Source organism: Streptomyces sp. UNOB3_S3 (genome assembly GCF_020740895.1).
GTDB lineage: Bacteria > Actinomycetota > Actinomycetes > Streptomycetales > Streptomycetaceae > Streptomyces.
On record NZ_JAILXP010000064.1, the window covers coordinates 1 to 25,683 of the forward strand.

At 71.8% G+C, this 25,683-nt stretch carries 26 protein-coding genes and 1 pseudogene; 19 read left to right on the plus strand and 8 right to left on the minus strand.

Annotation, left to right across the window (positions count from 1 at the left end; all coding sequences use genetic code 11):
* Positions 1–54: 54 nt before the first annotated feature.
* Both epsC and K6I33_RS09830 read right to left on the minus strand, forming a co-directional pair.
* Positions 55–663: a serine O-acetyltransferase EpsC gene (gene epsC, locus K6I33_RS09825; RefSeq protein WP_229349975.1), complete on the minus strand. Its 609-nt coding sequence runs from the start codon at positions 661–663 to the stop codon at positions 55–57.
* Between the two features lie 5 nt (positions 664–668).
* Entirely contained in the window at positions 669–1,997 is a 1,329-nt protein-coding gene (locus K6I33_RS09830) for an MFS transporter (RefSeq protein ID WP_229349977.1), read from the minus strand.
* A gap of 449 nt (positions 1,998–2,446) precedes the next feature.
* Here K6I33_RS09830 and K6I33_RS09835 point away from each other — a divergent pair, with 449 nt between their 5' ends.
* The 17 genes from K6I33_RS09835 (at position 2,447) to K6I33_RS09915 (ending at position 19,606) form a co-directional block, all read left to right on the plus strand.
* The gene (locus K6I33_RS09835) at positions 2,447–3,313 is read left to right on the plus strand and encodes a TauD/TfdA family dioxygenase (RefSeq protein WP_229349979.1); all 867 of its coding nucleotides are present in this window, start codon (positions 2,447–2,449) and stop codon (positions 3,311–3,313) included.
* Between the two features lie 89 nt (positions 3,314–3,402).
* Positions 3,403–4,146 (plus strand): HpcH/HpaI aldolase/citrate lyase family protein, encoded by a 744-nt coding sequence (locus K6I33_RS09840; protein WP_229350025.1) that lies wholly within the window; start codon positions 3,403–3,405, stop codon positions 4,144–4,146.
* A 75-nt stretch (positions 4,147–4,221) separates the two neighbouring features.
* Positions 4,222–5,187, plus strand: a complete 966-nt coding sequence (locus tag K6I33_RS09845; RefSeq protein WP_229349981.1) for a PLP-dependent cysteine synthase family protein — start codon at positions 4,222–4,224, stop codon at positions 5,185–5,187.
* A gap of 91 nt (positions 5,188–5,278) precedes the next feature.
* Positions 5,279–7,099 carry an asparagine synthase (glutamine-hydrolyzing) gene (gene asnB, locus K6I33_RS09850; RefSeq protein ID WP_229349983.1) on the plus strand — a complete coding sequence of 607 codons (1,821 nt, stop codon included), beginning with the start codon at positions 5,279–5,281 and terminating at the stop codon, positions 7,097–7,099.
* Entirely contained in the window at positions 7,096–8,151 is a 1,056-nt protein-coding gene (locus K6I33_RS09855; RefSeq protein ID WP_229349985.1) for a PrpF domain-containing protein, read from the plus strand. Before asnB ends, K6I33_RS09855 begins: the two co-directional genes overlap by 4 nt.
* The gene (locus tag K6I33_RS09860; protein WP_229349987.1) at positions 8,121–9,251 is read left to right on the plus strand and encodes an acyl-CoA dehydrogenase family protein; all 1,131 of its coding nucleotides are present in this window, start codon (positions 8,121–8,123) and stop codon (positions 9,249–9,251) included. Before K6I33_RS09855 ends, K6I33_RS09860 begins: the two co-directional genes overlap by 31 nt.
* Positions 9,239–10,639 (plus strand): dihydroorotase family protein, encoded by a 1,401-nt coding sequence (locus K6I33_RS09865; protein WP_229349989.1) that lies wholly within the window; start codon positions 9,239–9,241, stop codon positions 10,637–10,639. The genes K6I33_RS09860 and K6I33_RS09865 overlap by 13 nt, the downstream gene beginning before the upstream one ends.
* A gap of 5 nt (positions 10,640–10,644) precedes the next feature.
* Positions 10,645–11,847, plus strand: a complete 1,203-nt coding sequence (locus K6I33_RS09870; RefSeq protein WP_229349991.1) for an NAD(P)/FAD-dependent oxidoreductase — start codon at positions 10,645–10,647, stop codon at positions 11,845–11,847.
* A gap of 60 nt (positions 11,848–11,907) precedes the next feature.
* Positions 11,908–12,504 carry an NADPH-dependent FMN reductase gene (locus tag K6I33_RS09875; protein WP_229349993.1) on the plus strand — a complete coding sequence of 199 codons (597 nt, stop codon included), beginning with the start codon at positions 11,908–11,910 and terminating at the stop codon, positions 12,502–12,504.
* A 54-nt stretch (positions 12,505–12,558) separates the two neighbouring features.
* Complete coding sequence (locus K6I33_RS09880; protein WP_229349995.1) at positions 12,559–12,849, plus strand: SH3 domain-containing protein; 291 nt, start codon at positions 12,559–12,561, stop codon at positions 12,847–12,849.
* A gap of 147 nt (positions 12,850–12,996) precedes the next feature.
* Positions 12,997–13,449: an Rrf2 family transcriptional regulator gene (locus K6I33_RS09885; protein WP_229349996.1), complete on the plus strand. Its 453-nt coding sequence runs from the start codon at positions 12,997–12,999 to the stop codon at positions 13,447–13,449.
* Between the two features lie 81 nt (positions 13,450–13,530).
* On the plus strand, positions 13,531–14,721 hold the full coding sequence (locus K6I33_RS09890; RefSeq protein ID WP_229349998.1) for a globin domain-containing protein: 1,191 nt from the start codon (positions 13,531–13,533) through the stop codon (positions 14,719–14,721).
* A 473-nt stretch (positions 14,722–15,194) separates the two neighbouring features.
* Positions 15,195–16,376 carry a hypothetical protein gene (locus tag K6I33_RS09895; protein ID WP_229350001.1) on the plus strand — a complete coding sequence of 394 codons (1,182 nt, stop codon included), beginning with the start codon at positions 15,195–15,197 and terminating at the stop codon, positions 16,374–16,376.
* Between the two features lie 61 nt (positions 16,377–16,437).
* The gene (locus K6I33_RS09900; protein ID WP_229350003.1) at positions 16,438–16,935 is read left to right on the plus strand and encodes a hypothetical protein; all 498 of its coding nucleotides are present in this window, start codon (positions 16,438–16,440) and stop codon (positions 16,933–16,935) included.
* Between the two features lie 103 nt (positions 16,936–17,038).
* Positions 17,039–17,296, plus strand: coding sequence for an acyl carrier protein (locus K6I33_RS09905; protein ID WP_229350005.1), 258 nt, complete (start codon positions 17,039–17,041; stop codon positions 17,294–17,296).
* A gap of 7 nt (positions 17,297–17,303) precedes the next feature.
* The gene (locus tag K6I33_RS09910) at positions 17,304–18,521 is read left to right on the plus strand and encodes a beta-ketoacyl synthase (RefSeq protein WP_229350007.1); all 1,218 of its coding nucleotides are present in this window, start codon (positions 17,304–17,306) and stop codon (positions 18,519–18,521) included.
* Entirely contained in the window at positions 18,518–19,606 is a 1,089-nt protein-coding gene (locus tag K6I33_RS09915; RefSeq protein ID WP_229350009.1) for a beta-ketoacyl synthase N-terminal-like domain-containing protein, read from the plus strand. The genes K6I33_RS09910 and K6I33_RS09915 overlap by 4 nt, the downstream gene beginning before the upstream one ends.
* Here the strand turns inward: K6I33_RS09915 and K6I33_RS09920 are convergent.
* The 5 genes from K6I33_RS09920 to K6I33_RS09940 all read right to left on the minus strand — a co-directional run bounded on the left by K6I33_RS09920 (position 19,566) and on the right by K6I33_RS09940 (position 23,668).
* Entirely contained in the window at positions 19,566–20,318 is a 753-nt protein-coding gene (locus K6I33_RS09920) for a class I SAM-dependent methyltransferase (protein ID WP_229350011.1), read from the minus strand. The genes K6I33_RS09915 and K6I33_RS09920 overlap by 41 nt on opposite strands.
* A gap of 118 nt (positions 20,319–20,436) precedes the next feature.
* Entirely contained in the window at positions 20,437–21,315 is an 879-nt protein-coding gene (locus tag K6I33_RS09925) for an amino acid ABC transporter permease (RefSeq protein ID WP_229350013.1), read from the minus strand.
* On the minus strand, positions 21,312–21,956 hold the full coding sequence (locus tag K6I33_RS09930) for an amino acid ABC transporter permease (protein WP_229350015.1): 645 nt from the start codon (positions 21,954–21,956) through the stop codon (positions 21,312–21,314). Before K6I33_RS09930 ends, K6I33_RS09925 begins: the two co-directional genes overlap by 4 nt.
* 16 nt (positions 21,957–21,972) lie before the next feature.
* Entirely contained in the window at positions 21,973–22,908 is a 936-nt protein-coding gene (locus tag K6I33_RS09935) for a glutamate ABC transporter substrate-binding protein (protein WP_229350017.1), read from the minus strand.
* A gap of 16 nt (positions 22,909–22,924) precedes the next feature.
* The gene (locus K6I33_RS09940) at positions 22,925–23,668 is read right to left on the minus strand and encodes an amino acid ABC transporter ATP-binding protein (protein WP_229350019.1); all 744 of its coding nucleotides are present in this window, start codon (positions 23,666–23,668) and stop codon (positions 22,925–22,927) included.
* Between the two features lie 211 nt (positions 23,669–23,879).
* Between K6I33_RS09940 and K6I33_RS09945 the strand changes: the two genes are divergently transcribed.
* A complete protein-coding gene (locus K6I33_RS09945; RefSeq protein ID WP_229350021.1) occupies positions 23,880–24,710 on the plus strand; it encodes a GntR family transcriptional regulator in 831 nt (276 codons plus the stop codon).
* A 100-nt stretch (positions 24,711–24,810) separates the two neighbouring features.
* On the opposite strand, the gene K6I33_RS09950 is transcribed toward K6I33_RS09945, so the two are convergent.
* Entirely contained in the window at positions 24,811–25,251 is a 441-nt protein-coding gene (locus K6I33_RS09950; RefSeq protein WP_229350023.1) for a DUF6278 family protein, read from the minus strand.
* A gap of 139 nt (positions 25,252–25,390) precedes the next feature.
* On the opposite strand from K6I33_RS09950, the pseudogene K6I33_RS09955 reads away from it, so the two are divergent.
* A pseudogene (locus K6I33_RS09955) lies at positions 25,391–25,683 on the plus strand (hypothetical protein); the annotation flags it as partial.

Genomic DNA, 25,683 nt, shown 5'->3' on the forward strand with positions numbered 1-25,683 from the left:
GGTCGGTCTCCTACTCGAAGCGTGGGGCGGTGGGCGGGGGAACGGCGGCGCGGCTCACCAGGAGCCGGCCGAGGCGAGCAGGCGCACGGGGTCGGTGGCCGGGGTGACGTCGCCGCCCGGGGTGCGGATCACGGAGGGCGGCGCGTAGACGCGGGCGCCGGCCGGGATGTCCTTGGTGACCGTGGCCATCGCGCCGATCAGCGCGCCGTCGCCGACGGTCACCGGGCCGAGGACGGTGGCGTTGGCGCCGAGGATGACGCCCTCGCCGACGACGGGGTGCCGGCGCTCGCCGTCGGGGCGGGCGTTGTCGTTCCACCAGCCGACGGCGCCGAGGGTGACCTGGTGGAAGATGGTCACGTCGTCGCCGATGACGGCGGTCTCGCCGATGACGACGCCGCAGCCGTGGTCGATGAAGACCCGGCGGCCGAGGACCGCGCCGGGGTGGATCTCCACCCCGGTGTGCCGGCGGGCGCCGTGGGCGACGAGCCGGGCGGCCAGGCGCAGGCCGCGCCGGTGGAGCCGGTGGGCGACCCGGTGGGCCCACAGCGCGGGCAGCGCCGCGTGCAGGACGCCCTCCCGGCGGTTGCGGATGGACGGATCGCGCTCGACGACGACGTCGAGGTCCTCGCGCAGCGTCCGCAGCAGTCCGGGCTCGGTGGGCATGGAACTCAACTCCTCCTGGTACGACGGGTGGGCGATGCGGCCGCGCCGGACACCGTCCCCGCGGTCTCGCCGGCGGCCTCCGCGCTCCCCGGCTCGGGAGCGGGCCGGACCGCGTGGGCGGGCAGGCGCGGCTCCAGCCGCAGCATGGCGAGGCTGCCGATCAGCACCCCGCCCGCGAGCAGCAGCCAGGTCAGGTTCGGGGAGACGGCCAACAGGGTGGTGAACAGGGCCGGGGCGGCCGCCTTGGCGACCGACCAGGACAGGTAGTAGACGGCCAGGTAACGGCCCCGCAGGGCGTCCGGCGCGGCATCGGTGGACAGGGCGCCGGAGGACGGGCTGTGCAGCAGCTCGCCTCCGGTGTAGAGCACGGTGGTCAGCAGCAGCCCGGACACCAGGACGACGCCGCCGTCCAGGGCGGACAGCACCGCGAAGCCCAGGAAGGACGCGGCGAAGACCACGCCGCCCATCGCGGCGACGCGGGTGCGCCGCCACTTGGACGTCCAGGAGTTGACCGGGACCTGCGCCAGCGCCACCAGCACGGTGTTCGCGGTGAACAGCAGGCCGGGCAGGGACGCCGACGCGTGGAGCGTCTGGGTGGTGTAGACGGGCAGGATGACGCTGAGCGAGGAGTAGCAGAAGGCCAGCGGCACGGTCGCCAGCGTCAGCCCCAGGTAGGGCCGGTCGCGCAGGACGGCACCGTACCCTCCGGCGGCCTTCCCGGCCGCCGTCGCCGCCGTGGCGGCGTCCGCCGGGACGCGCCCGGAGGGCAGGCCCGCGACCAGCACCGCCGCGAGCGCGAGGCCCGCGCCGCTGCCCAGGACGACCGCGTGGTACGCCCAGTCGGCGTCCACCGCCAGCGCGAGGCTGGCCAGCAGACCGCCCACGCCGAAGCCGGCGTTGCGCAGGCTCGACTGGGTGGCGATCATCCGCTGCCGCTCGGCGCCCTGGGCGAGTTCGGATATCAGGGCCTGGATGGACGCCTGGAACGAACGGTCGCCCACGGCGACGAGCGTGGCGGCCGCCAGCAGCTGCCACCACTGGTGGACGAACGGATAGCAGACGAACCCCACGGCGCGCACGGCGAATCCGAGGGCCACCACGGTACGGGCCCCCAGCCGGTCGACCAGCGCCCCGAAGAACGGGCTCACGGCCAGCCCCACCAGAGCGGCGACGGTCAGCGCGCCGCCCACCTGCCCCAGCGGCAGCCCCGCGACCCGGTGGAAGTACAGCAAGGACACCGGCACATACATGCCGCCACCGACGGCCTCGGCCGACACGGCGGCCAGATAACGGTACCGGGGGAACGTGCCCTTGCCTGGGCGTGTGGGGCTCACGGGAACTCCTTGGTTGCCGGCGGAGTTCACCGACTCCGCACGCTGCTGCCGAACAGAGGGCAATTCTCGCTTGGGCGAATGGAGCCAACCACGCGGGGGCGGGGGCGGCAACACCCGGATAGCGGACCGTTGCGACTTCAGCGACTTGCCGAAGTCGCGGACTTGCCCAAGTAGCGGCCCCACTTCGGCAAGTCGCTGAAGTCGTAGGCGAGAACGCCCCGAGCCCTTGCCGCCCCTCTGACCGGCATGGTTGGCTCCAACTCGCCAGGGACGGCCCGCCATACGGGCAGAGCCGCGAACACGCGGAACACAGCGGTCCCGGTATTTCTTGAAGCCACGGGCCGCCATGGGATCCGAATTCCCCGGAAGGCGCCCGGCGGTGACAGTCGAATTCCTGCCTCCCAGTGGTGCCCGGTCGTGTGCCGCCGCGCCCCCGAAAGGAATGAATGGTGTCCAGCTTTGATATCCGCAAGGTCGGCGGCCGGATCGGTGCCGAGGTCGTCGGCGTCGACCTCGGCACCGGCCTGACGGACTCGGTGTTCGCCCAGATCCACGAGGCCTTCCTGGAGCACAAGGTCCTCTTCTTCCGGGACCAGGACATCACCGACGAGGCGCAGCTGGAGTTCGCCGGCCGCTTCGGCCCGCTCACCCAGAAGCACCCCATGATGCGGACGGTCGACGGCGCCCCCCAGGTCATCCCGATCGACGGCGAGGACCAGCGCGCCAACCACTGGCACACGGACATCAGCTTCACCCAGGCCCCGTCGCTGGGCACCACGCTGCGCGCCATGGTCCTGCCGCCCTACGGCGGCGACACGATGGTCGCCAACGGCGCGGCCGGCTACAAGGACCTCCCCAAGGAGCTCCGGGAGATCGCCGACAAGCTGTGGGCGGTGCACACCAACCGCGCCGAGCAGCCGAAGCTGGGCACCGAGCGCGGCGAGGAGGTGCGCAAGGCGTTCATGGCCAAGCGCTTCGAGGCCGCCCACCCGGTGGTCCGCGTCCACCCCGAGTCCGGTGAACCGAGCCTGTTCCTGGGCGGCTTCGCCCAGCGCTTCGTCGGGATGACCCAGCGCGAGTCCCAGGGCCTCATCGACGTCCTCCAGAGCTACGTCCGCCGCCCGGAGAACTCCGCGCGCTGGACCTGGCGCGTCGGCGACGTCCTGATCTTCGACAACCGCGCCACGCAGCACTACGCGGTCAACGACTACGACGACCACAAGCGCGTCCTGCACCGCGTGTCCATCACCGGCGACGTGCCCGTGGGCCTCGACGGCCGCACCAGCTACGTCATCGAGGACGGTGAGGGCGAGTGACCACCACCGGGAACACCACCGCGTACTCCACCTCGCAGCCCGCCTCGCACACCGCCGAGGGGCACGACCCGGCCACGTTCGCCGCGCGGCTGCGCCGCCGCGAGCGCCTGCTGGGCTACTGGATCGCCTGTGACAACCCGGCCGGCACCGAGCGCATCGCCGGCGTGGGCTACGACTACATCGGCGTCGACGGCCAGCACGGTGTGATGCACCGCGCGGGCTGGCAGACGGCCATGCTCGCCGTGGACGCCCGGCAGGTCTCCGCCGGCGTCCTGCGCGTCCCCTCCGTCGACCCGATCGCCATCGGCACGGCCCTGGACTCCGGGGCGCGCGGCGTGGTGGTGCCGATGGTGAACACCGCCGAGGAGGCGTCGGTCGCGGCCCGCGCCTGCCGCCACCACCCCCGCGGCACCCGCAGCCTGGGCGGCCCGGTCCGCGGCGAGCTGCGGATGGGCTCGGTGCCCGCCGAGGTCGACGAGGCCGTCGCCTGCATCGTGATGATCGAGACGGCCGCCGCCCTGGAGAACCTCGAGGCGATCTGCGCCACCCCCGAGCTGGACGCGGTCTACGTCGGCCCCGCCGACCTGTCCGTGGCCCTGGGCGCCAAGTTCTTCGGCGACCCGGACGTCGCGGACGCCCTGGAGGACGCGCTGAAGCGGATCACCGACGCCGCCGAGCGCGCGGGCATCGCCTGCGGCATCCACGTCCTCAAGGGCGCCGACGCCAAGCGCCGGCTGGCCGAGGGATTCACCTTCGCCACGGTCTCCAGCGACATCACCCACCTCCAGGAGGCCGCCGTCACCCACCTCGCCGCCGCCCGCGGCGAGGCCTGACGCACCGCCCCGGTCGCGCCGGCGGCCGCACCGAAGACGAACTGCGATGACACTGCGATGAAAGCTGGAGCTTTGATGACAGGGAACGCGCCCTCCCCCGCCCCTGCCCGGGCCGCGCGCCGGATCGTCCGGTCGGCGGAGGAGCTGGTCGGCGAGACCCCGCTGATGGAGGTCCGGCTCCCGGGCGTGCCGGACTCGGTCCGGCTCCTGGCGAAGCTGGAGATGTTCAACCCGCTGTCCAACGTCAAGGACCGCCCCGCCCTCTACATGATGCGCGAGGCCGAGCGGTCGGGCGTGCTGGCCCCCGAGGGCGGCACGGTCATCGAGTGCTCCTCCGGCAGCACGGGCATCTCGATCGCGGCGCTCAGCGCCCAGCGCGGCCATCGCTGCGTCATCGTGATGCCGGACAACGCGACCGAGGAACGCCGGCAGATCCTCCGGGAGTTCGGCGCGGAGATCGTCCTCGTGCCCCACCAGGACGGGCTGCTGCCCGCCTGGCGCTACGCCGAGGAGCTCCAGCGCTCCACCCCCGGCTCCTGGCTCGCCCACCAGGACGAGAACCCGGCCAACCTCCGCGCCCACTACGAGACCACGGGCCCGGAGATCTGGGACGCCACCGGCGGCGACGTCGACGTGCTGGTGTGCGGCGTCGGCACCGGCGGCACCCTGATGGGCGTGGCCCGCTACCTCAAGGAGCACCGCGACGTCCATGTGGTGGCGGTGGAGCCGGCCCGTTCGGCGATCCTCTCCGGCGGGGAGGCCGGGCCCCACGGTATCCCCGGCATCGGGGCCGGCTATGTCTCCGACATCATGGACCTCGAGCTGATCGACGAGGTCGTCGCCGTGCCGGACGACGCCGCCGCCGACACCACCCACGAGGTCAACAGGGCCACCGGCCTGCTCGCCGGCATCTCCTCGGGCGCCGCCGCGTACGCGGCCCGGCTCCTCGCCCAGCGGGAGCGCTGGGCGGGCAAGACCATCGTCACCGTCTTCCCCGACACCGGGGAGCGCTACCTGTCGATGGCCCGCGACCGGGCCTGACGCCCGCACAGCACCCGGCGGCCGGGCGGCCCGCAACGCCCCGCCCGGCCGCGCACATCCTCTTGGCTTCACCCCGGAACGGACACCCCTTATGTGCCGCATCTACGGCTACTTCAACGCGATCGCGTCCCCCCACGAACTGAGAACGGTCGCCGCGCTCCAGCGGCACGGAGGCCCGGACAGCACCGGTTCGGCGCGGGACGCCGGCTGGGGCATCGGCAACAACCGGCTGGCCATCGTCGACCTCGACGGCGGCGTCCAGCCCTACGGACGGCCCGGCCGCTACCAGGTCGTCTTCAACGGCGAGATCTACAACCACAACGAGCTGCGCGCCCGCCTGGAGGCGATGGGCCACACCTTCGCCGACCGCTGCGACGGCAGCATCATCCCGGCCCTGTACCGCGAGTACGGCCTGGACTTCACCGACCACCTCGACGGCATGTACGCCCTCGCCCTGGTCGACGAGCGCGGCGAGCGGCCCAAGCTGATCCTGGCCACCGACCACATCGGCATGAAGCCGCTGTACTACCGCTGGGACGCGGCCGAGCGCTCGATCCACTTCTCCTCCGAACTCCCCGCGCTGCTGGGCTTCTCCGGCGTGCCGGCCGGCTTCCGCTCCGAGGGCCTGGACGCCTACCTGGCGACCAAGACGCCCTTCGGCGAGGAGACGATGTTCGCCGGGATCCAGGTGCTGCCCCCGTCCACCACGATGGTGATCGAGGCCGGCGAGACCCCGCGCGTCATCCACCGCCCGCAGCGCCCCGACGCCACGCGGCAGGACGACGAGACGGCCGCCGGCGCGCTGATCCAGGGCCGGCTGCGCACCGAGGTGGGCAGCCTCCTCAACGCCGACGTCCCCGTCGCCGTGATCACCTCCGGCGGCCTGGACTCCAGCCTGGTCACCGCGCTCGCCGCCGAGCACGGCCCGGTGGACTCCTTCAACATCGCCTACAAGGGCGACTGGCCGTTCGACGAGCGGCACTTCGCCCGCCAGGCGGCCGAGCGCGCCAAGGCCACCTACCACCAGGTGGAGATCGACCCGGCGGACTTCCCCTCGCTCCTGGAGGACGTCGTCTGGCACCTGGGGCAGCCCAACGCCGACCCCATCACCCTGAGCACGTTCTCCCTCTTCCGCGCCGTGCGCGACGCCGGCTTCAAGGTGGCGCTCACCGGCGACGCGGCCGACGAGATCTTCGGCGGCTACGGCCGGATGCGCGCCGCCGCCCAGGCCGCCGCGACGGGCGCCGAGTGGTACCAGGACTACGTCGACGAGCTCGGCGTCCTCCCGGCCCACCGCCGCGCCTCGCTCTACACCGACGAGTACCGGGCGCTGATCGCGGGCGTCGACGCCATCCCGGCCGACGCGCTCGCGCGGCTCCGCTCGGGCGAGGGCACGGTCCTGGAGCGCATCACCGAGTTCGAGCTCGGCCACCGGCTGCCCGCCTACCACCTGCGCCGCGTCGACCACCTCAGCATGGCCAGCTCCGTCGAGGCCCGGCTGCCGTTCTGCCAGCGCGACATCATCGCCCCGGGCCGCGCCCTGCCGGACGCGCTGCGCATCCGCGACGGCAAGGTCAAGCGCTCGCTGTACGCGGCGGCGGCCGGCCTGGTCCCCGACGACGTCCTCAACCGTCCCAAGCAGCCGTTCACCCTGCCCATCACGGCCATGCTGGCGCCCGGTTCCGCGCTGTGGGAGTACGCGCGGGACATGCTGAACCCGGGCCGGCTCAAGGACGCGGGCCAGCTGGACGTCCAGGCCGTGGAGCGGCTGTTCACGGTCCAGGCGGAGCGGCCGGACGACACCACGTCGCTGACCCTGTGGGCGCTGCTGGTGCACGAGGTGTGGCGCGAGCTGTTCCGCCGCGCGGCCCTGGGGCCGGTGGCGGCCGGGCGCACGGCGGTCCCGGCATGATCGGCCATCTCGCCTACGCGTCGGGCAGCCCCTGCCCGACGGTCGTCCTCGACGCGGGCCTGCTGGGCCCCGACGAGGAGGCCATGCGGCGGGACCTCACCGCGGTCCGGCGCTATCTGACGGACGCGGGCGGCTCCCACGTCCTGAAGATCGCGCTCGTCCGGCCCTCCGGCCACCCGATGTTCGACCTGGACTACCGCTTCGTGCAGGCGCTGCCCGGCGGCCCGGACCGCTTCGACTTCCGCGGCTCCTGCGGGCATTCGATCCTCTCGGCGGTCGTGGCCGCCTCCCGGTCGGGGATGCTGCCGAAGCTGACGCCGGGCGGCCGGATCCGGGTGAACGTCCTCAACAACGGGGACAGCGTGGTGTGCGAGGTCGACGCCGTCGACCGGGACGAGGTGCGCTTCACGGTCTACTTCGTCCAGCCGGGCGGGGTCGCGGTCTCACGGCTGCTGCTCACCGGCGAGGCCCGCACCGAACTGGCCGTGGACGGCGGGGACGTCACGGTGTCCCTGGTGTCCTCCGGCAACGCCTACGCGTTCGTCGACGCCCGGGAGCTGGGGATCGCCGACCACAGCGCGCTGTTCTCCGCCGGGAGCGAGCTGTTCGACCGGATGGCCCGGATCCGCGCGGCGGCCGCCGCCCATCTGGGCTGGTCCCCCGAGGGCGCGTTCCCCAAGATCGCGGCGATCGTCCCGATGGAGCCGGGCCGGCTCGCGGCGCGCGCGATCTCGGTGCCGTCCTGGCATCCGACGATCGCCCTGACCGGGGCGGTCTGCCTCGGCGCCGCCACCCGGGTGCCCGGCACGATCCCCTGGGCCATGGCCCGGGAGCAGGGCCGCGCCGACGGCCTGATCGACATCACCACACCCGGCGGTGACACGGCGGTCACCGCCACCACGCTCGAGACCGCCGGGGAGCCGGCGCTCACCTGGGTGGGCGTGGGACGCAAACGGGTCACCTTCCAGGGCTCGTTCGTGCTCGAACCTCTCGCCCATCTGCAATTCGAGGAGATTGCCCAATGCCTGGCACTGTCAGCGACGTCCGCATGAGGACGGAGATCACCCCCGCCCTGCGGGCGCGGCTCCGCGAGTCCGCGGAGCAGACCGCGCTGAGCGGGGCCCCCGACCACGAGGTGCTCGCCGAGCTGCGGGCCTCGGGCCTGCTGGCCACGGCCGTGCCCGCCGAGTACGGCGGCGCGGGCGCCGACGCCCGTGAGGTCAACCGGGTCGTCGAGGAGATCGCGACCGTCAACCCCTCGGTGTCCATCATCGCCTTCCAGCACTTCGCGGTGAGCGCCCGGATCGCCGAGTGGGGCACCGAGGAGCAGAAGCGGGAGCTGCTGCCGCGGCTCGCCGACGGCACGTACCTGGCCGCCTCCGCGTGGAGCGAGACCGGCGCGGGCGCCGCGAAGCAGAAGCTCGCGAGCACCGGCACCCGCCGCCCGGACGGCACCTGGGCGCTGAACGGCGCGAAGTCCTTCACCACCGGCGCCTCGGTCGCCGACATCTACCTGGTCCTGGTGCAGACCGAGGAGCCGGAGACGGACACCGCCCGGGTGTACGGCTCGGTGGGCCAGACCTTCTTCCTCGTCATGGGCGACAACCCGGGCCTGGTGCCGGACCTGAGCCTGGACCTGGTGGGCATGCGCGGCTCGGCGACGGGCTTCGTGTCGCTGGTGGACTGCGTGGTCCGCGAGAGCGACATGCTGGGCCCGGAGGGCCGGGCGCCGGAGATCATCGCCGGGGTGCGGGAGTCCGGCGCCACCTTGGGCGCCGTGGCCGTGGGCACCGCCCGGGCCGCCTTCGACCTGGTCGTCGACCACGTCGAGCGGCGCGGCCTGCTGGAGAAGGCGACCGTGCGGCACCGGCTGGTGGGCCTGGCCACCCGGCTGGAGTCGGCGCGCGCCATCGTCGAGCGCGCCGGCGCCCGGACGTCGGACACGCCGGGCCTGACGACGCTGCACAGCAAGCTCCACGCGTCCACCGAGGCGGAGGAGATCTGCCTGGAGGTGGCCCGGATGCTCAGCTCGGCCGGCTATGTGACCGGCTCGCGGCTGAACCGGCTGCTCGCCGACGCGCGCGCGGTGGCGCTGATGGGACCGACGAACGACCTCGCCCGAGAGCTGGTGGCTGTGTCATGGCAGAACTGAACGAGAACGTGGAGCTGGTCGTCACCGCCCGCCGGCTGGTCACGCCCGAGGGCGTCCGTCCGGGCCGGGTGCTGATCGCGGACGGCCGCGTCCTGGCCGTCGAGGACCTCGAGAGCGCGGACACCGTGCCGGCGTCCGTTCCCCGGATGGACGCCGGGGACCACTACGTCCTGCCCGGTCTCATCGACTCCCACGTGCACTTCCGCACCCCCGGTCTGACGCACAAGGAGGACTGGGAGCACGGCAGCCGGGCGGCCGTCGCCGGTGGCTTCACCACCGTGATGGACATGCCCAACACCATCCCGCCGACCCTCACCGAGGAGGCCGTCCGCGAGAAGGCCGCGATGGTCGCGGGCCACTCCCTGGTCGACCACCGCTTCCACATCGGCCTCGACCCCGAGCGCCCCGAGCTGCTGGCCACCCTGGACCCCGAGGTCGCCACGAGCGCCAAGGTGTTCATGGCCGGGCACCACACGGCCCCGACCGTGGTCCGTGACCCCGTCGCCCTGGAGAAGGCGTTCGTCGCCGCCGCCGAGGGCGGGGTGCAGCTGGTCCTCCACGCCGAGGACGACCTGCTCTTCCAGCTCCTCGACGGCTGGTGGGGCGACCCGGAGAACTACCGCGAGTACGAGGCCCGCCGCCCGCGCAGCGGCGGCATCGCCGCCGTCGCCCGCGTCATCGAGCTCGTCCGCCGCCACGGCACCAGGGCCCACATCCTCCACCTGTCCAGCGCGGAGGAGGCCGACCTGGTGAGCGCCGCCCGGGCGGCCGGGCTGCCGGTCAGCTTCGAGGTGACCGGCCACCACCTGTCGTTCACCGACGAGGACACCAAGCGGCTGGGCGCCCGCACCCGGCTGTCGCCGTCGATCCGCCAGCAGTCGGACCAGGACCGGCTGTGGGAGGCGCTGCGCTCCGGTCACTCCGCCACGATCGGCAGCGACCACGCCCCGCACACCGTCGAGGAGAAGACCCAGACGGTCCAGAAGTCGCCGCCCGGCCTGCCGGGCGTGCAGGAGCTCGCCGTCGGCGTGTGGACGGGCATGCGCCGCCGCTGGCCGGACGAGAACCCCGACGTGGCGGTCGCCCGCCTCGTGCGGCACCTCGCCGAGGGCCCGGCGGACCTGTTCCGCCTGCCCGGCAAGGGCCGGATCGCACCGGGCGCCGACGCCGACCTGGTGTTCTTCGCGCCGGACGCCACCTGGATGCTCTCCGCCCACGACGTCCGCGCCAAGTGCGGCTGGTCCGCGTACGAGGGCTGGACGATGACCGGCCGCGTCGAGCGCACCCTCCGCGCCGGCAAGGTCGTCTGGGACGCCGCCACCGGCGAGTTCGGCGACTACGACGGCCGCTGGCTGGGCTGCGCCCCGGCGCGGGCCGAAGGGGTGTGACGAGCATGGAGCGCAAGCGCACAGCGATCGTCGCCGGCGGCGGCATCGGCGGCCTCGCCGCCGCCGCGGCCCTCGCGGGCGCCGGCCTGGACGTCACCGTCATCGAGCGCGCCGGGCACATCGGCGACGTCGGCTCCGGGCTGATGGTCTACGCCAACGGTGTCCGGGCGATCGACGCGATCAGCCCCCGCCTGGGCGAGCGCGTCCGCGCGAACGGCCACCCGACCGTCCCCGGTGACGTCCGACTGCTGATGGACTCCGCCGGGAACACGCTGTCCGAGGAGCCCATCGGCGACATGGGCGAGCGGCTGGGAGCCCCGCAGATCCCGATCCTGCGCACGGCCCTCCAGACGGCCCTGCTCGACGAGGCGCTCGCCGCCGGCGCGGTGGTGCGGCTCGGCACCACCGTCGAGGGCCACACCGGCCGCGCGGACGGGGTGAGCGTCCGGCTGTCGGACGGCAACACCCTGGAGGCGGACCTCCTGGTGGCGGCCGACGGCATCAAGTCCGTCATCCGGCAGGCGATGCTGGGCGACGGCGCCCCGACGTACCGCGGTTACACGTCCGTCCGGGGCCGGACCACCGGATCGCCGCTCTACCCGCGGCCGTTCGTGGCCAACGGGCGGGGCATACAGCTCTTCGTCGCCCCCGTCGGCGACGACACCATGTACTGGGCGGCGAAGATCACCGCCGAGCCGGGGGTGTGGCCCGCGATGGGCCGCGACACGGCCCTGAAGGAGCTGGTGGCCGCCCTCGACGGCTGGCACGAGCCCTTCGCGCGGCTGATCCTGGACGCCGACCCGCAGGACGTCGCGGTGACCGACATCCACGACCGCGACCCGGCCCCCCACTGGGTGGACGGCCGGGTCGCCCTCCTCGGCGACGCCGCGCACCCCATGGTCCCGGCCATGGGCCAGGGCGCCAACATGGCCCTGGAGGACGCGGTCGTCCTGGCCGCCGCGCTCGGCGCCCACCAGGAGGTGGACACCGCCCTGCGCGTCTACCAGGAACAGCGCCTGGAGCGGACCTCCGCCGTCGTGCTCCACTCGCGCCGTCAGGGCGCCCTCGACCAGGGCGCCAGCCGGGACGAGGAGCGCGCGCGGAACGACTTCATGCGGTCCCACGGCCGCAAGGACGAGGCGATCTTCGACGTCGTCGCCTGGCGTCCGGAGGACATCCGGACGGACGTCCGGCCGGCAGTCGGCTGAACTCGGCTCAACGACAACAAAAGCTCACTTCGCATGTCTCGTATGGAAGGTTGCCGCAGCGTGCAGACGCCACACATCGTCCTGATCAGCGGGTCGCTCCGGGCCGGGTCGACCTCCGACCGCATCGCCGAGTGGTGCGCGCGGGAGTGCCGGGAACAGGGCGCCACGGCCCGGACGTTCACGGGCGCCGAGATCGACTTCCCCTTCTACCGACCGGGGATCTCCGGGGACCACGCGGGCATCGCGGACTTCCTCGACGAACTCGGCCGCGCCGACGGGGTGATCCTGGTCTCGCCGACCTATCACGGCACCCTGTCGGGCCTGCTGAAGAACGCCCTGGACTTCGTCAACGACCTGGCCGGGCCCCGGCCGTTCCTCGACGGCCGCGCCATCGGCTGTGTCGCCGTCGGCGCCGGCACCCAGGGCGCGGTGACCACCCTGGAGACGCTGCGCACCATCGGCCACTCGCTGCGCGCCTGGCCGACCCCGCTCGGGGTGGTCCTGCCGAACGCGGGCTCGCTGAGCGCCGAGGGCACCCCGGGCGAGCCGCACCACCGGGAGAAGATGATCGAGATGATCTCCCAGGTGCTGACCGTGAGCCGGGTACGGGCCGGAGCCGGGGCCGGGGACCGCGAGCCGGTTCCGGCGACGGTCTGACAGCGAATCACCACACTTTCTCACTCCACCACTTGAGATTCAGGGAGACAGAACATGTCCGCAGCGGACGCCCCCGCACAGCCCTACTCCATCGGCCCGATCTGGCGCGACTCCAACGTCCGCTCCGGCCCGTCCCTGGAGAGCCCGGTCCAGAAGCTGCTGCTGCCCGGTGACGACGTGAGCTACGACGCGGTCGGCTGGGTGACCGGCGACGAGGTCGTCGAGGGCGAGAACCCCAAGGGCGTGATCATCAGCGACATCTGGTTCGAGCTCGCGATGGGCGGCTGGTGCAGCGCCGTGAACTTCGACCAGGAGACCGTCGCCCGGGTCGTCGCCGAGCACTGAGGCACCGCCCGAGGCATCGCCTAAGGCATCGCCTGAGGCACGTCCTGACGGACCGCGCGTGCTGCCGCGTCGCCCCCGTGCGCGGCAGCACGCGCCTCGCGGCCCTTTAATTGGACTCTCATACTCGCATTAACTAGAGTGAGTGACGTGCGACTGACCAAGAGCACCGACATCGCCCTGCGCATCGCGATGCGCCTGGCCGTGACGGACGACGCGGGGGATCCCGCGGCGCCCACCACCCGCGAGGTGGCCGGCGCCGTCGGCGTGCCGTACACCCACGCCGCCAAGGTGGTCAGCCGCCTTCAGCACCTGGGCGTCGTCGAGGCCCGCCGGGGCCGCGGCGGCGGACTCGCCCTCACCACCGCCGGGCGCGGATGGTCGGTCGGCCGTCTGCTGCGCGAGCTGGAGGGCGCGGGCGACGTCGTCGGCTGCGAGGACGACCCGCCGTGCCCGCTGCGGGGCGCCTGCCGGCTGCGCGGAGCGCTGCGCGAGGCCCAGGAGGCGTTCTTCGCCACGCTCGACCCCCTGACCATCGAGGACCTCACCGGCCCGCCGACGGGCCCGGTCCTCCTCTCCCTGACAACCCGCCAGGAGCACTAGAAACGCCCCCTGCCCGACCGCAGTCCCCCACACCCGAAAATACGAATCTGAGATACCAATTAAGGATCCGAGGAGCCGCAGATGCTGTCCCCGAAGTCGACCGAGCTCGTCCGTGCCACCCTGCCCGCCGTCGGCGGCGCGATCGGTGAGATCACCCCGCTCTTCTACGACAAGCTCTTCGCCGCCCACCCCGCCCTCCTGCGCGACCTGTTCAACCGCGGCAACCAGGCCCAGGGCACCCAGCAGCGGGCCCTCGCGGGCGCCGTCGCCGCCTTCGCCACGGCCCTGGTCGAGAACCCGGACGCCCGGCCCGACGCGATGCTCTCCCGCATCGCCCACAAGCACGCCTCGCTCGGCATCACCGCCGACCGGTACCCCATCGTCCAGCGGCACCTCTTCGCCGCCATCGCCGAGGTCCTGGGGGACGCCGTCACCCCCGAGGTCGCCGCCGCCTGGGACGAGGTCTACTGGCTGATGGCGAACGCCCTCATCGCCATCGAGGCCCGCCTCTACGCCGAGGCCGGCACCCCGGACGCCGATGTCCGCGTCCCCTGCGTCGTCGTCGCCCGCCAGGCGGAGACACCCGAGGTCACCACCTTCCTCGTCCGCCCCGCCGACGGCCGCCCGCTCCCCGCCGCACGCCCCGGCCAGTACGTCTCCGTCCAGGCGGCCCTTCCCGACGGCGCCCGGCAGATACGCCAGTACAGCCTCTCCGGCCACCCGGAGAACGCCCTCCAGTTCTCCGTCAAGCGCGTGACCGGCGACCCGGCGGGCGAGGTCTCCAACCACCTCCACGACCACGTCGCCGTGGGCGACACCCTCCTCGTCAGCGTCCCCTTCGGCGACGTCACCCTCGACGACGGCGACTCCCCCGTCCTGCTGGCCTCCGCGGGCATCGGCTGCACCCCGATGACCGGCATGCTCTCCCACCTGGCCGCCACCGGCTCCACCCGCCGCGTCATCGCCGTCCACGCCGACCGCACCGAGGCCGCCCACGCCTTCCGCACCGACCTCCACCAGCTCGTCGCCAAGCTCCCGAACGCGGCCGCCCACGTCTGGTACGAGCACCCGGAACTCCCCCACCCCACCACCCGCACGGGCCGCGTGGACCTCACCACCCTCGACATCCCCACCGGCACCACCGCCTACCTCTGCGGCCCGCTGCCCTTCCTCAAAACGGCCCGCGCCCAGCTCCTGGCATCCGGCGTGGCCGCCGCCGACATCCACTACGAGGTCTTCGGCCCGGACCTGTGGCTGGGCACGGACGCCTAATCCCACACGCAAAGACGGAAGGCGCGCATTGATGTGACGGAAGCTCTTGATGAGCTTGCAGTTGGATGCCCGTTATTACGCATGAGACGTGTGTGGCGCGCACCTTCCGGTGGGGCAGAAGCACAACATGACCAGAAACCTCAGCAGCAAGTGCAGTGTCTCAAAGTCGTACTTCTGTCCACCTGAATTCCCGGTAGGCTCGGAGGCCGGAAATCCGGTACACCGGGGGTGGAACCCGCCTGGAATCATCCCGCCTTTCTCCGGGCGGCCCGATCGCGACAGAGTCACCGAACCCACCGGAGCCCGAACGCCTTCACCGCTGGATGCACACAGCCACCGCACTCCGCCCGAAGAACGAGGGCGTTGTCGATGCTGTCCGCTGATTGGCCATGTCCATCAGAAGGGGATCCGCCATGCCTCCTGTCCGGAGCAAGACGCCCATCCAGTTGAAGAAGTCCCAGAATCCTACGCAGATGACGCCACAGAGCCTGAAACTGGATCTGGCCGATGTCGGGCTCCACTGCGAGGAGACCCATAACGACATCCTTCAACAGGACATCGTGGATGTGCGGTCCGCGCTGCAGCCCTCAAGTCTTCAGGCGTTCCTGATCGCGGGGAGTACCGAAATCGTCTCGGCGCGGGCGGCGAAGCTGAGGACCGGTGCGCGGCAGGTCCTGACGGCGAGGCTGACCTCGGGTGCGCACGAGCTGGTGGATGTCCTGGCGGACGCGGACCAGAAGATACAGAACCTGTTGTTGATCCTGGGAAGCGCGAAGGCCGGCACCCACGGTTTCGTCAAAGAGTTGATCGCCGGCGATAGGGCGGGGCAGGAGTTGTTCAGCGCGGTCAACGCACCGCACAAGTCGGCTCGCCCCTTCGTCGAACAACTGGTCGCGCGCAGTGGTCGGGGTGGACGACTCACCAAGTGGGTCTCGGGGTACGGGTCACCGGCGTTGTCCTTGCTGGCCCGGCTGGCGGAGCTGGACCAGGAGCCCCTGGCCACCTCCACCTGGACGCCGGACCCCACGGGTGGGATCACCGGACCGTACATGACCATGCTGGGGAACGTCATATACGGGGAGCATTTCGACCAACTCCGCAAGAGGTACGAAGCGGTGAGCCAGCCGTTTCCGGGGATCGAGGCCCCGTACGACCCGGGCACAAAGCGGATGAAGACCGGCGATGCGATCGTCAAGTTCTTCAAGGATACGTGCCAGGGTGTGATAACCACGGTCGCCCAGCAGGTGGACAAGGGCGACCTCGAAGCGCTCATCACCACCTACATCGAACCGGTGATGAGCCAGGACGACTATGTCCTGCCGGGGGACCGATTCATCTATTTGGCACAGGACTACGACGCCCAGCAACAGCTGGCGTTCGGTGTGGGCATCGTCAGCCTCCACTACGAGCTCACCGTGAAGGACTACAAGCGGAAGAGCAAGCATGGAGGGGACACGCACGACGTGACCTTGCCCATGCACGCCCGCGGGATCCAGTATCCGGGCGCTGTCGGTTTCAGCAACGCATGCCTGGACAACCGCTATGTCACCGGGAAATGTGAGTCCTGCTGCCGTGATGCCAAGGACTGGTATCGGGACAATCCGCAATACGGAACGTGGCCCGCCGACAACAAGGACTGCCCGCCCGTGAGCTGAACCGCCCACCGGCCCAGGCCGGACCGGAGTACATCGGAGAGGATGATTGACCGTGCCACCTGTGCCGTACAAAATCCACGTCTTCGACAGCCGCCCAGCAGCGAACAAGGTCACTTTCGACCAGGGCGGCCTGCTGATCCCGGACAATCCCAGCGAAGAGCAACTGTCGTTGATCCTCTACGGGACGGACCTGCAGAACATAGGGTACATCGACAACCGCACGTCGGACGCGACGACGACGTACGAGAAATCCGTCACGGTCGGCTTCGCTTTCACCGCCACCCAGAGCATCACCACCGAGGTCGCGGCGGAGTTCGACATCGTGTTCGCCAAAGCCACGGTGAGTATTTCGCTGACGCTCACGTTCAGCGAGGAGTGGTCGAAGTCGACGACGGAGACCTACAGCTTCCAAGTGGGACCGGGGAAGGAGGCGTTCACCTACCAGGGGTACGTCCGGTCCCAGATCCTGCGTCACCAGCTGAGCGACGACAGCTACAGCTGGGGTTCCCTGGGGACGCTGTACACGCCCGCGTTGGTGACCAGGAACCAGCGGATCTAGCCGATAGAGCCGAGGCCCGCCGGTACGGCGCATGCCGTGCCGGCGGGCCTCGGGCCGCCCCCCGGTTGAACCACTCGACGTGTCCAGTGATACGGAGTCAGCGATGAACACCGCCCCCGACCGGGTCCGGGACATTGTCCTGCGACTTCTGGAGGCCGCCGAGCCGGACCTCACCGAGACGAGCCTGTTCAAGGAGGAGCACGGCGCGGATTCGTTGATGATCATCGAGATCCAGGCAGGGCTGGAACGGGAACTCGACATCGTCATCGACAACGCCGAGTTGAGCAATATGGTCCATCTGCGGGCTGTCCGGGAGGTCGTCGAGCGGACCGTCGCCGACACCACGGAGAGCGTGGGGTGAGCGCGGCATGAGTGAGCGGCACCGGATCGTGGTCACCGGGCTGGGGGTGGTGTGCAGTACCGCCCTGGGCGCGGCCGGGTTCACCACCGCTCTGCGGGCCGGACGTTGCGGGGTGGGCCCGGTCACGCTGTTCGACACCAGCGGGTTCGGCTACGCCAACGCCTATGAGGTGCCGTCGTTCGACGCCGCGAACTGGCTGCGCCGTACCGCGCCGGAGACAGTGAGCCGGGCCGCTCTGTTCGCCACCGTCGCCGCGCGGATGGCCGTCGCGGACGCCGGGCTGGCCGACCGGGCGCTACGGGAGCGGCGCGGGCTGGTGGCCATCGGTACGACCGACGGCGGCTCTCACGAGCTGGACCGGATCGTGGCGGGGGAGATCGCCGACGGACCCGACGGTATCGACCCCGGTCTGGTCGCCCGGGTACCGGCCGCCGCCCTGTCGGTGAGTATCTGCCGGGAACTGGACCTGACCTCGGTGGAGGCGACCACGATCGGCACCGCCTGCGCCGCCGGCAACTACGCCATCGGCGCCGGCCTTGACGCGCTGCGCTGCGGCAATGCCGATTTCGCCCTGTGCGGTGGCGCCGACGCGCTCTGCCGGCGCAACTTCACCGGTTTCTACCGGCTCGGGCTGCTGGACCCCGAAGTCTGCCGGCCTTTCGACACGGACCGGCGCGGGCTGGTCACCGGGGAGGGGGCGGGCGTGCTCGTGCTGGAGACCGAGGCCGCCGCCCGCGCCCGCGGCGCCCGCGTCTACGCCGAGGTCCTCGGCTACGGCCTGAGCTGCGACGCGTACCACCAGCTCACCCCACATCCGGCCGGCATCGTGCGATGCGTTCGAGCGGCCCTGCACGACGCGGGCAGCAAGCCCGGGGACGTCGACCTCGTCTGCGCGCACGCCACCGGCACCCGGACCAACGACACCGTGGAAAGCGGCGCCGTCAACGAGGTGTTCGGTGCCATGCCACCACCCACGATCGGCATCAAGTCCATGATCGGTCACACCATGGGCGCGGCCAGCGCGTTGGGCGGCATCGCCTCCGTACTGGCCATCACCCACGGGTTCATCCCGCCCACCGTCAACCACGTCCGCACCGATCCGGACTGCGCGGTGGACTGCGTCCCCAACACCGCCGTCGACGCCGACATCCGCGTCGTGCAGAACAACGGGTTCGCGTTCGGCGGGAACAACGCCGTGGTCGTCTTCGGCCGGTACCCCGCATGAGGACGAGCGTCCGCACGCCCGCGCCGCCACCGGTCATCAGCGCCTGGACCGCCATCTCCCCCCTGGGTGTGGGCGACGCCGCCCACACCGGGGCGACCCGGCCCGACGGGCCGGCCCACCGCGAGACCCGGCCTGCCCACACGGTCCACCCGGTACCGGACTTCGACCCCCGAGCCGTCCTCGGCAAGGCGGGTACCCGCGCGATGGACCGGGTCAGCGCCCTGGCCATCGCCACCGTCGGCCACCTCCTGCGGGAACACCCGCGAGACCAGACCGACCCGGCGGGCACCGCCGTGGTCCTGGCCACCAACGGCAGCCCGCAAGCCATGCGGGACTTCACCCGCGACTCCCTGCTGGCCGGCAAGCCCTTCCACGTCAACCCCGCCGTCATCCCCAGCGGAGTACCCAACTGCGCCGCCGGCCTGGTCGCGATCTGGCACACTCTCACCGGCCCCAACACCACCATCAGCATGGGCCGCACCGGAGGTCTGTCCGCCCTCGGCTACGCCCGCCGTCTGCTGGCCAACCACCGCGCCGACCGGGTCATCGTGGGCGCCACCGAGGAGTACAGTCCCACCCGGGCCATGCTGGAGCTCCAGCACGACCGGCCCGACAACACCTGCACCACCCTCGGTGAGGGATGCGCGGTGTTCCTCCTCGAACCGCCGGCCCCGCACCCGGCCGACCGGCCGGTCACCGACGTGCTGTGCGTCACGCACCGCGCCAGCCCGGCATCCGACCCGGCGGCCCAGCTCCCGGACTGCGTCCGCGACGCACTGAACCACTGCCGGATCCGCCCCGAACAGGTATGGGCCGCGCTGGGCTCCCACGCGGCCGGCGAACCCGGACGCCGCGAACAACAAGCCCTCGACGACCTGTTCGGCACCGATGTCACCCACCGGATACCACCGCTGCCCATGGGCGACACCGCCTCGGCGACATCCGCCTTCCAGATCGCCGCCGCCCTCGCCGCCCCCGTACCCACCACGGCGGACACCATCCTCGCCGTCACCACGGTCGACATCACCGGTACCGTCGCCTGCGCTATTCTGCGCCGCCGCCCGGTCCGCGCACCGCAACCGTGATGATCTCCGAGCTGCGGTCCGTCAACGGCCGCCCGCTCCAGTCCCCGAACTGCTCCGCGACGACCAGACCCGCCTCCCGCAGGAACGCCGACAGACGCCCGGGGTCCAGATACCGCACCGCACCCCGGCTCACCCGTACCCCGTCCCACCCGGCACCGGCGAACACGGCCCGGAAGCGGACCACGTCCCCCGTCACCGGCAGCTCCGCCTCCCGCCAGAACCGCACCACCTCACCCGCGGGGTTGGACAGCCGGACCGCGTCACGCGCCGTCCACCCCTCCCACTCACGAACGGCCGGGTGCCGTATGTCGAATACGAACCGGCCGTCATCGGTGAGGGCCCGGCGGACCGCGGCCAGCGAGACCCGAAGATCATCGTCACTGACCAGCACTTGAAACGCGTGGCCGGTCATCACCACCAGATCGAATTCGCGCTCCCAGCCCACCGAGGAGAGGTCGCCCAGCACCCAGTCGACATCGGTCTGTCCACGGGCGTACTCCAGCATCGCACCAGCTGGATCCAGCCCGCACAACCGCCCGGCGTGACCACTCTGCCGGGCCCGGCGCAACAACGCGCCAGTGCCACAACCCACATCGAGCACGGATCCCGCAGACATCACCAGCGGCAGATAGAAGTCGAAATCCTGCCGCCCAACACAGAACGGATCATAAAACCCCGCCAGGAACCGGTCGGAATACCAGTGATCCACCACAACGCCAACTTACCGAAGGGGCCACCGTGTTGTCGGTGGATCCCGGGGTCCCGCCGAGGTGAGCCGAAAAGGGGCGGTGGGGTGCTCTCGGACCGCTCCGGCTCGGCCGCTTCACCGGCTACGGATGCGCCCCCGCGCCCGGCATCAAGGTGCCCGGTTCCGCGGGGGCGACCTCCACGGCCTCCGTCTTGACGCTGCGCCGCTGGCGCTTGGCCACCCAGGTGGCGAGCCAGGACAGCAGCATGCACATCCCGATGTAGATCGGGGAGATGACCATCACGACGGGGATGAACGGCAGGTCGTAGTCGAGATTGCTGGCGATCAGCTTGCCGGCGTGGAGGAACTCCTCGTAGGTGATGAGGAAGCCCAGCGAGGTGTCCTTCAGGGCGACGACGAGCTGGCTGATGATGGTGGGCAGCATGGCGCGCAGCGCCTGGGGGACGAGGACGTGGGTCATCACCTGGGTCTTGTACATGCCCAGGGAGTACGCGGCCTCCCGCTGGCCGCGGTCGACGGCGTTGACGCCGGTGCGGAAGACCTCGGCGAGGACCGAGCCGTTGTAGAGGGTCAGGCCGGTGACCAGGGCGGGCAGGGGCTGGACCTTGAGGGCGACGAAGACGAAGAAGATCATCACCAGGACGGGCATCGCGCGGAAGAACTCCACGACGACGGTGGCGGCCCAGCGCAGCGGCCGGTGGACGGAGAGCCGGCCGCAGGCGAGGATCCCGCCGAGGGCGAGGGAGAGGACGGCGGCGTAGCCGAAGGCGCGCAGGGTGTTGCCGAGGCCGCGCAGCAGGAGCTCCTGGACGCCCTTGTACTCGAAGGGGGCCCACTTCGCGGCCGTGAACTGGTGGGTGTCGAGGAGGAGGGTGACGACCCAGGCGAGGATGCCGAGGATGACGGCGGTGGCGGCGAGCCCGTAGAGCAGGTGGCGGCGGCGGGCGTGGGGGCCGGGGATGTCGTAGAGGGCGGTGGCGGCCGCCGTGTGCGCGGTCATCGGGCGACTCCCCAGCGCTTCTCCAGCACGTTGAAGAGCGCGCTGATGGACAGGGTCACGATCAGATAGCCGACGGCGATCCAGATGAAGGTCCAGATGATGCTGTAGCCGAGCTCGTTGAGGGTCTTGTAGGTGCCGAGGAGCTCGGTGACGCTGAACGAGCCGGCGATCGCGGAGTTCTTGGCGAGGGCGATGAGCGTGGAGCCGACCGGTGGGATGACCGAGCGGAAGGCCTGGGGCAGGACGACGGCGCCCAGGGTCTGGCCGAAGGTCATGCCGAGGCTGCGGGCGGCCTCGCCCTGGCCGGTCGGCACGGTGTTGATGCCGGAGCGCAGGGCCTCGCAGATGAAGGCGGAGGTGTAGCAGCCCAGGGCGAGGACCGCGAAGAGCTGGAAGGGCAGGACGAGCCCGAAGCGCGGCAGGCCCAGCAGGACGGCGAAGAAGAGCAGGGTGAGCGGGGTGTTGCGCAGCACCGTCACCCACACCGTGCCGAAGACGCGCAGCGAGCCGACGGGGGCGACGCGGAAGGAGGCCATGAGGAAGCCGAGGGCGAGCGCGAGCAGCGAGGCGTAGACGGTGAGTTCGACGGTGCCGAGGAAGCCCTTGCCGTAGAGGGAGAAGTTGTCGGTGAGTACGTTCATGAGGGTCTCGTCCTCCTCAGCCCGCCGGGTAGCGGTCGACGGCGGGCGGCTGGGGGGCGGGGACCCCGGACAGGCCGAGGGTGGCGTCGTAGGCCTTCTTCCAGTCGCCGTTCTTCTCGTGGGCCACGATGGCGTCGTCGAGGGCGAAGCGCAGGGCCGTCTCGGAGTGGGGGACGCCGATGCCGTAGGGCTCCTGGGAGAAGAGGCGGCCCACGACCTTCAGCTCCTCGGGGGCCTTGGCGGCATAGCCCAGGAGGATGGTGTTGTCGGTGGTGACGGCGTCCACCTGGAGGCTGAGGAGGTTGTCCACGCAGATCGAGTACGTGTCGTAGGCGACGGCGTGGGCCTTGGGGTAGTCCTTCTCGATGCGCTGGAGCGGGGTGGAGCCGGCGGCCGAGCAGACGCGCTTGCCGGCCAGGTCCTGGGGGCCGTCGATGCCCTTCTCGTCCCTGCGGATCAGCAGGTCCTGCCCGGCGATGAAGTACGGCCCGGCGAAGCCGACCTGCTTCTTGCGCAGCGCGTTGATGGTGTAGGTGCCGACGTAGTAGTCGATCTGGCCGTTCTGGAGGGCGGTCTCGCGGTTGGCCGAGGCGATGGTGCGGAACGCGAGGGTCTTCGGGTCGAAGCCGAGGGAGGCGGACATCATCCTGGCGATCTCGATGTCGAAGCCGGCGTAGACGCCGGTCGCCGGGTCCTTCTGGCCCAGGTAGGGCTGGTCCTCCTTGACGCCGACGACGAGGTGGCCGCGGCGCTCGGCGGCCCGCCAGGTGGCGGAGTCCGGCAGCCGGAACCCCTGGGCGACGTGGTAGACGGGCAGCGCCCCCGGCTTGGGTCCCTTGACGGGCGGGCTGCCCTCCTTGCCGCAGCCGGCGGCGAGGAGGACGACGGCACCGGTGAGGGCGACGACACCGGTGAGGCCGGTGAGGGCGAGGGCGGAGAGACGGCGTCCCATGGTCGGTCCACCCGCCTCAGTGCTTGAGGATCTTGGACAGGAAGTCCCTGGCGCGCTCGCTCTCGGGCGCGGTGAAGAACTCCTCGGGCGTGCGGTCCTCGACGATGCGGCCGTCCGCCATGAAGACGACGCGGTTGGCGGCGTAGCGGGCGAAGCCCATCTCATGGGTGACGACGACCATCGTCCGGCCCTCCCGGGCGAGCTGCCGCATCACCTCCAGCACCTCGTTGATCATCTCCGGGTCCAGGGCCGAGGTCGGCTCGTCGAAGAGGAGCGCCTTGGGGTCCATGGCCAGGGCACGGGCGATGGCGACGCGCTGCTGCTGGCCGCCGGAGAGCTGGGCGGGGTACTTCTCGGCGTGGTCCAGCAGCCCGACCCGCTCCAGCAGTTCGCGCGAGCGCCGGTCGGCCTCCTCCTTGCCGCGCCTGCGCACCTTGACCTGGGCGAGGGAGACATTGGCGAGGACGGTCCTGTGCGCGAAGAGGTTGAAGGACTGGAAGACCATGCCGACCTCGGCGCGGAGCCGGGCGAGGTCCCGGCCCTCCTCGGGCAGCGGCTGCCCGTCGAGGGTGATGGTGCCGGACTCCACCGGCTCCAGGCGGTTGATGGTCCGGCACAGCGTGGACTTCCCCGACCCGGACGGGCCGATGACCACCACCACCTCGCCGCGGCCGACGGTGAGGTTGACGTCCTTCAGCACGTGCAGTTTTCCGTAGTGCTTGTTGACGTCACGCAGCTCGATCAATGGCTCGACGGCCATACCAGTCCTACCCACTCGCTCTCGGCGCTCCGGCGGTCGCCGCACCCTAGACCGCCGGGAAACCGCGCCCCGCCGGTGACACACGGCCGCCCCGGGGATGACACCGGAACGGGTCGGCGCGAGCCGCCATTTGCCCTAGGTACACAGACCCAGCCTGGGTACCTAGCCTGTGGGGTCCGGACTGGGGAACCGAGGGGGAAGGGAGCCCCACGTGGGCGACAGCAGGCCCGTATATCTGCGCATCGCGGACGACCTCCGGCGACGGATCGACGAGGGCGGTCTCGCCGTGGGCGACCGCATCCCGTCCCGCTCCGAGCTCAAACGCGCGTACGAGGCCAGCGACCAGACCGTGGACCGGGCGGTACGGGTACTGAAGGCCGCCGGCTACGCGGAGGGCCAGTTCGGGCGCGGGGTGTTCGTCACCGACCGGGCACCGCTCGGCACCCTGCTGCGCTCCACCGGGGCGGTCGACTCGCCCTTCGCGGCGCAGATCCGCGGCTACGGCGGCAGGGCGGCGCCCATCCCGGGCCCGGCCGACCCGGCGGGCCGGGACACCACGCCGGCCCTGGACCCGACGCCGCCCCGGGACACCACGCTGACCTGGGAGGCCACCTCCAGCGAGACGCCCGCCCCGGCCCCGATCGCCGAACGGCTGGGCATCGGCACCGGCGAGCCGGTGCTGTGCACCCAGTACGAGTACCTGGCCAACCGCCACCCCGTACAGCTCGCCACCAGCTGGGAGCCGCTGACCATCACCGAGGGCACCGACGTGGCCCTCCCCGAGCGCGGCCCCTACGCCCGGCGCGGGGTGCGCGGCCGGCTCGCCGCCATCGGCGTCCGGGTCGTCAGGGCACGCGAACTGGTGGGCTCCCGGCCCGCCACCACCCCGGAGGCGGAGGCCCTGGGGTGCGCGGCGGGCCAGTGCGTCACCGTCGTGGAGCGCACGCACTTCGACGGCGACGACCGGGCCGTGGAGACGTCGGACATCGTGGTCCGGGCGGACCGGTGGCGGCTGGAGTACACCATCACGTTCACCAGCTGACGGGGGGCGCCCCCGTCACCACCGCCGCGCCGCCGGCCCACATCCGCCGTCCCACATCCGCCGCGCCACCGTCCCGTCGCGCCACCGTCCCGTCGCGGCGTCAGACCTCGGCGAGCTCCGCGTAGAGCTGCGACAGCTCCGGCGCGCCGTCGGCCGCCCATGTCCGGCCCGCCTCCACCACGTCGATCTCCCGGCCGCCGGCCAGCCGCACCACCGGCTGGCCGTCCTGCCGGAGCCACCAGCCGGCGCCCCGTACGGTACGGACGACGACCGTGCCCAGGTAGAGCCCCGCGTCGTTGCCGAGCCAGGGCAGCAGTTCGGGGTCGTCGCGCCAGCGCGGCTGAAGCTGGTCCAGTGCCTCCAGGGACGACGGCGCGTCGTCGAGCTCGACGCCGGCCGATTTCGCGTGGGCGCGCAGCAGTTCGCACTCCGCCAGCAGCCCGGCCAGGCCCTCCGGGTCCCTGTCCGCGACTTCGGGCGGCACGGCGCCGCGCGACGGACCGTGCCGCTTGCGCCAGCCGTCCAAGAAGGGAATGTTCATACCGCGCAGGATCTCACTCGCACGGATGGCCCCACCACCGGCGCGCGGTGAACGACGTGGCCGGGTGGCCTCCTTGACGTTCCCCAGCCGTCTCCTTAGCTTCATCCCGCCACACGCAGAGCGGGGAACGCTGGGAGGCATGACGCGCATGCTCCGGAGATCGAAGCCCAGGGCGTCCGGTGGGACGCCCGGCGGAACACGTCACAGACCGGGCGCCGCCGCCCGCCGGGCGGTCGCGGCGGGCCTCGTCGCGGTGGCCGCGACCTGCGCCCTCGGGCTGGGCGCGCTCCCCGCGACCGCGGAGCCCGGCGCGGTCCGTACCGGCCCGGACCGCACGGACACGGCGGCGGACGCCACGGGGCCCGACGACCCCGCACGGGATCCCGCGCCGGACTCCGGCCCGGACTCCGACCCAGTGCCCGACCCCGACCC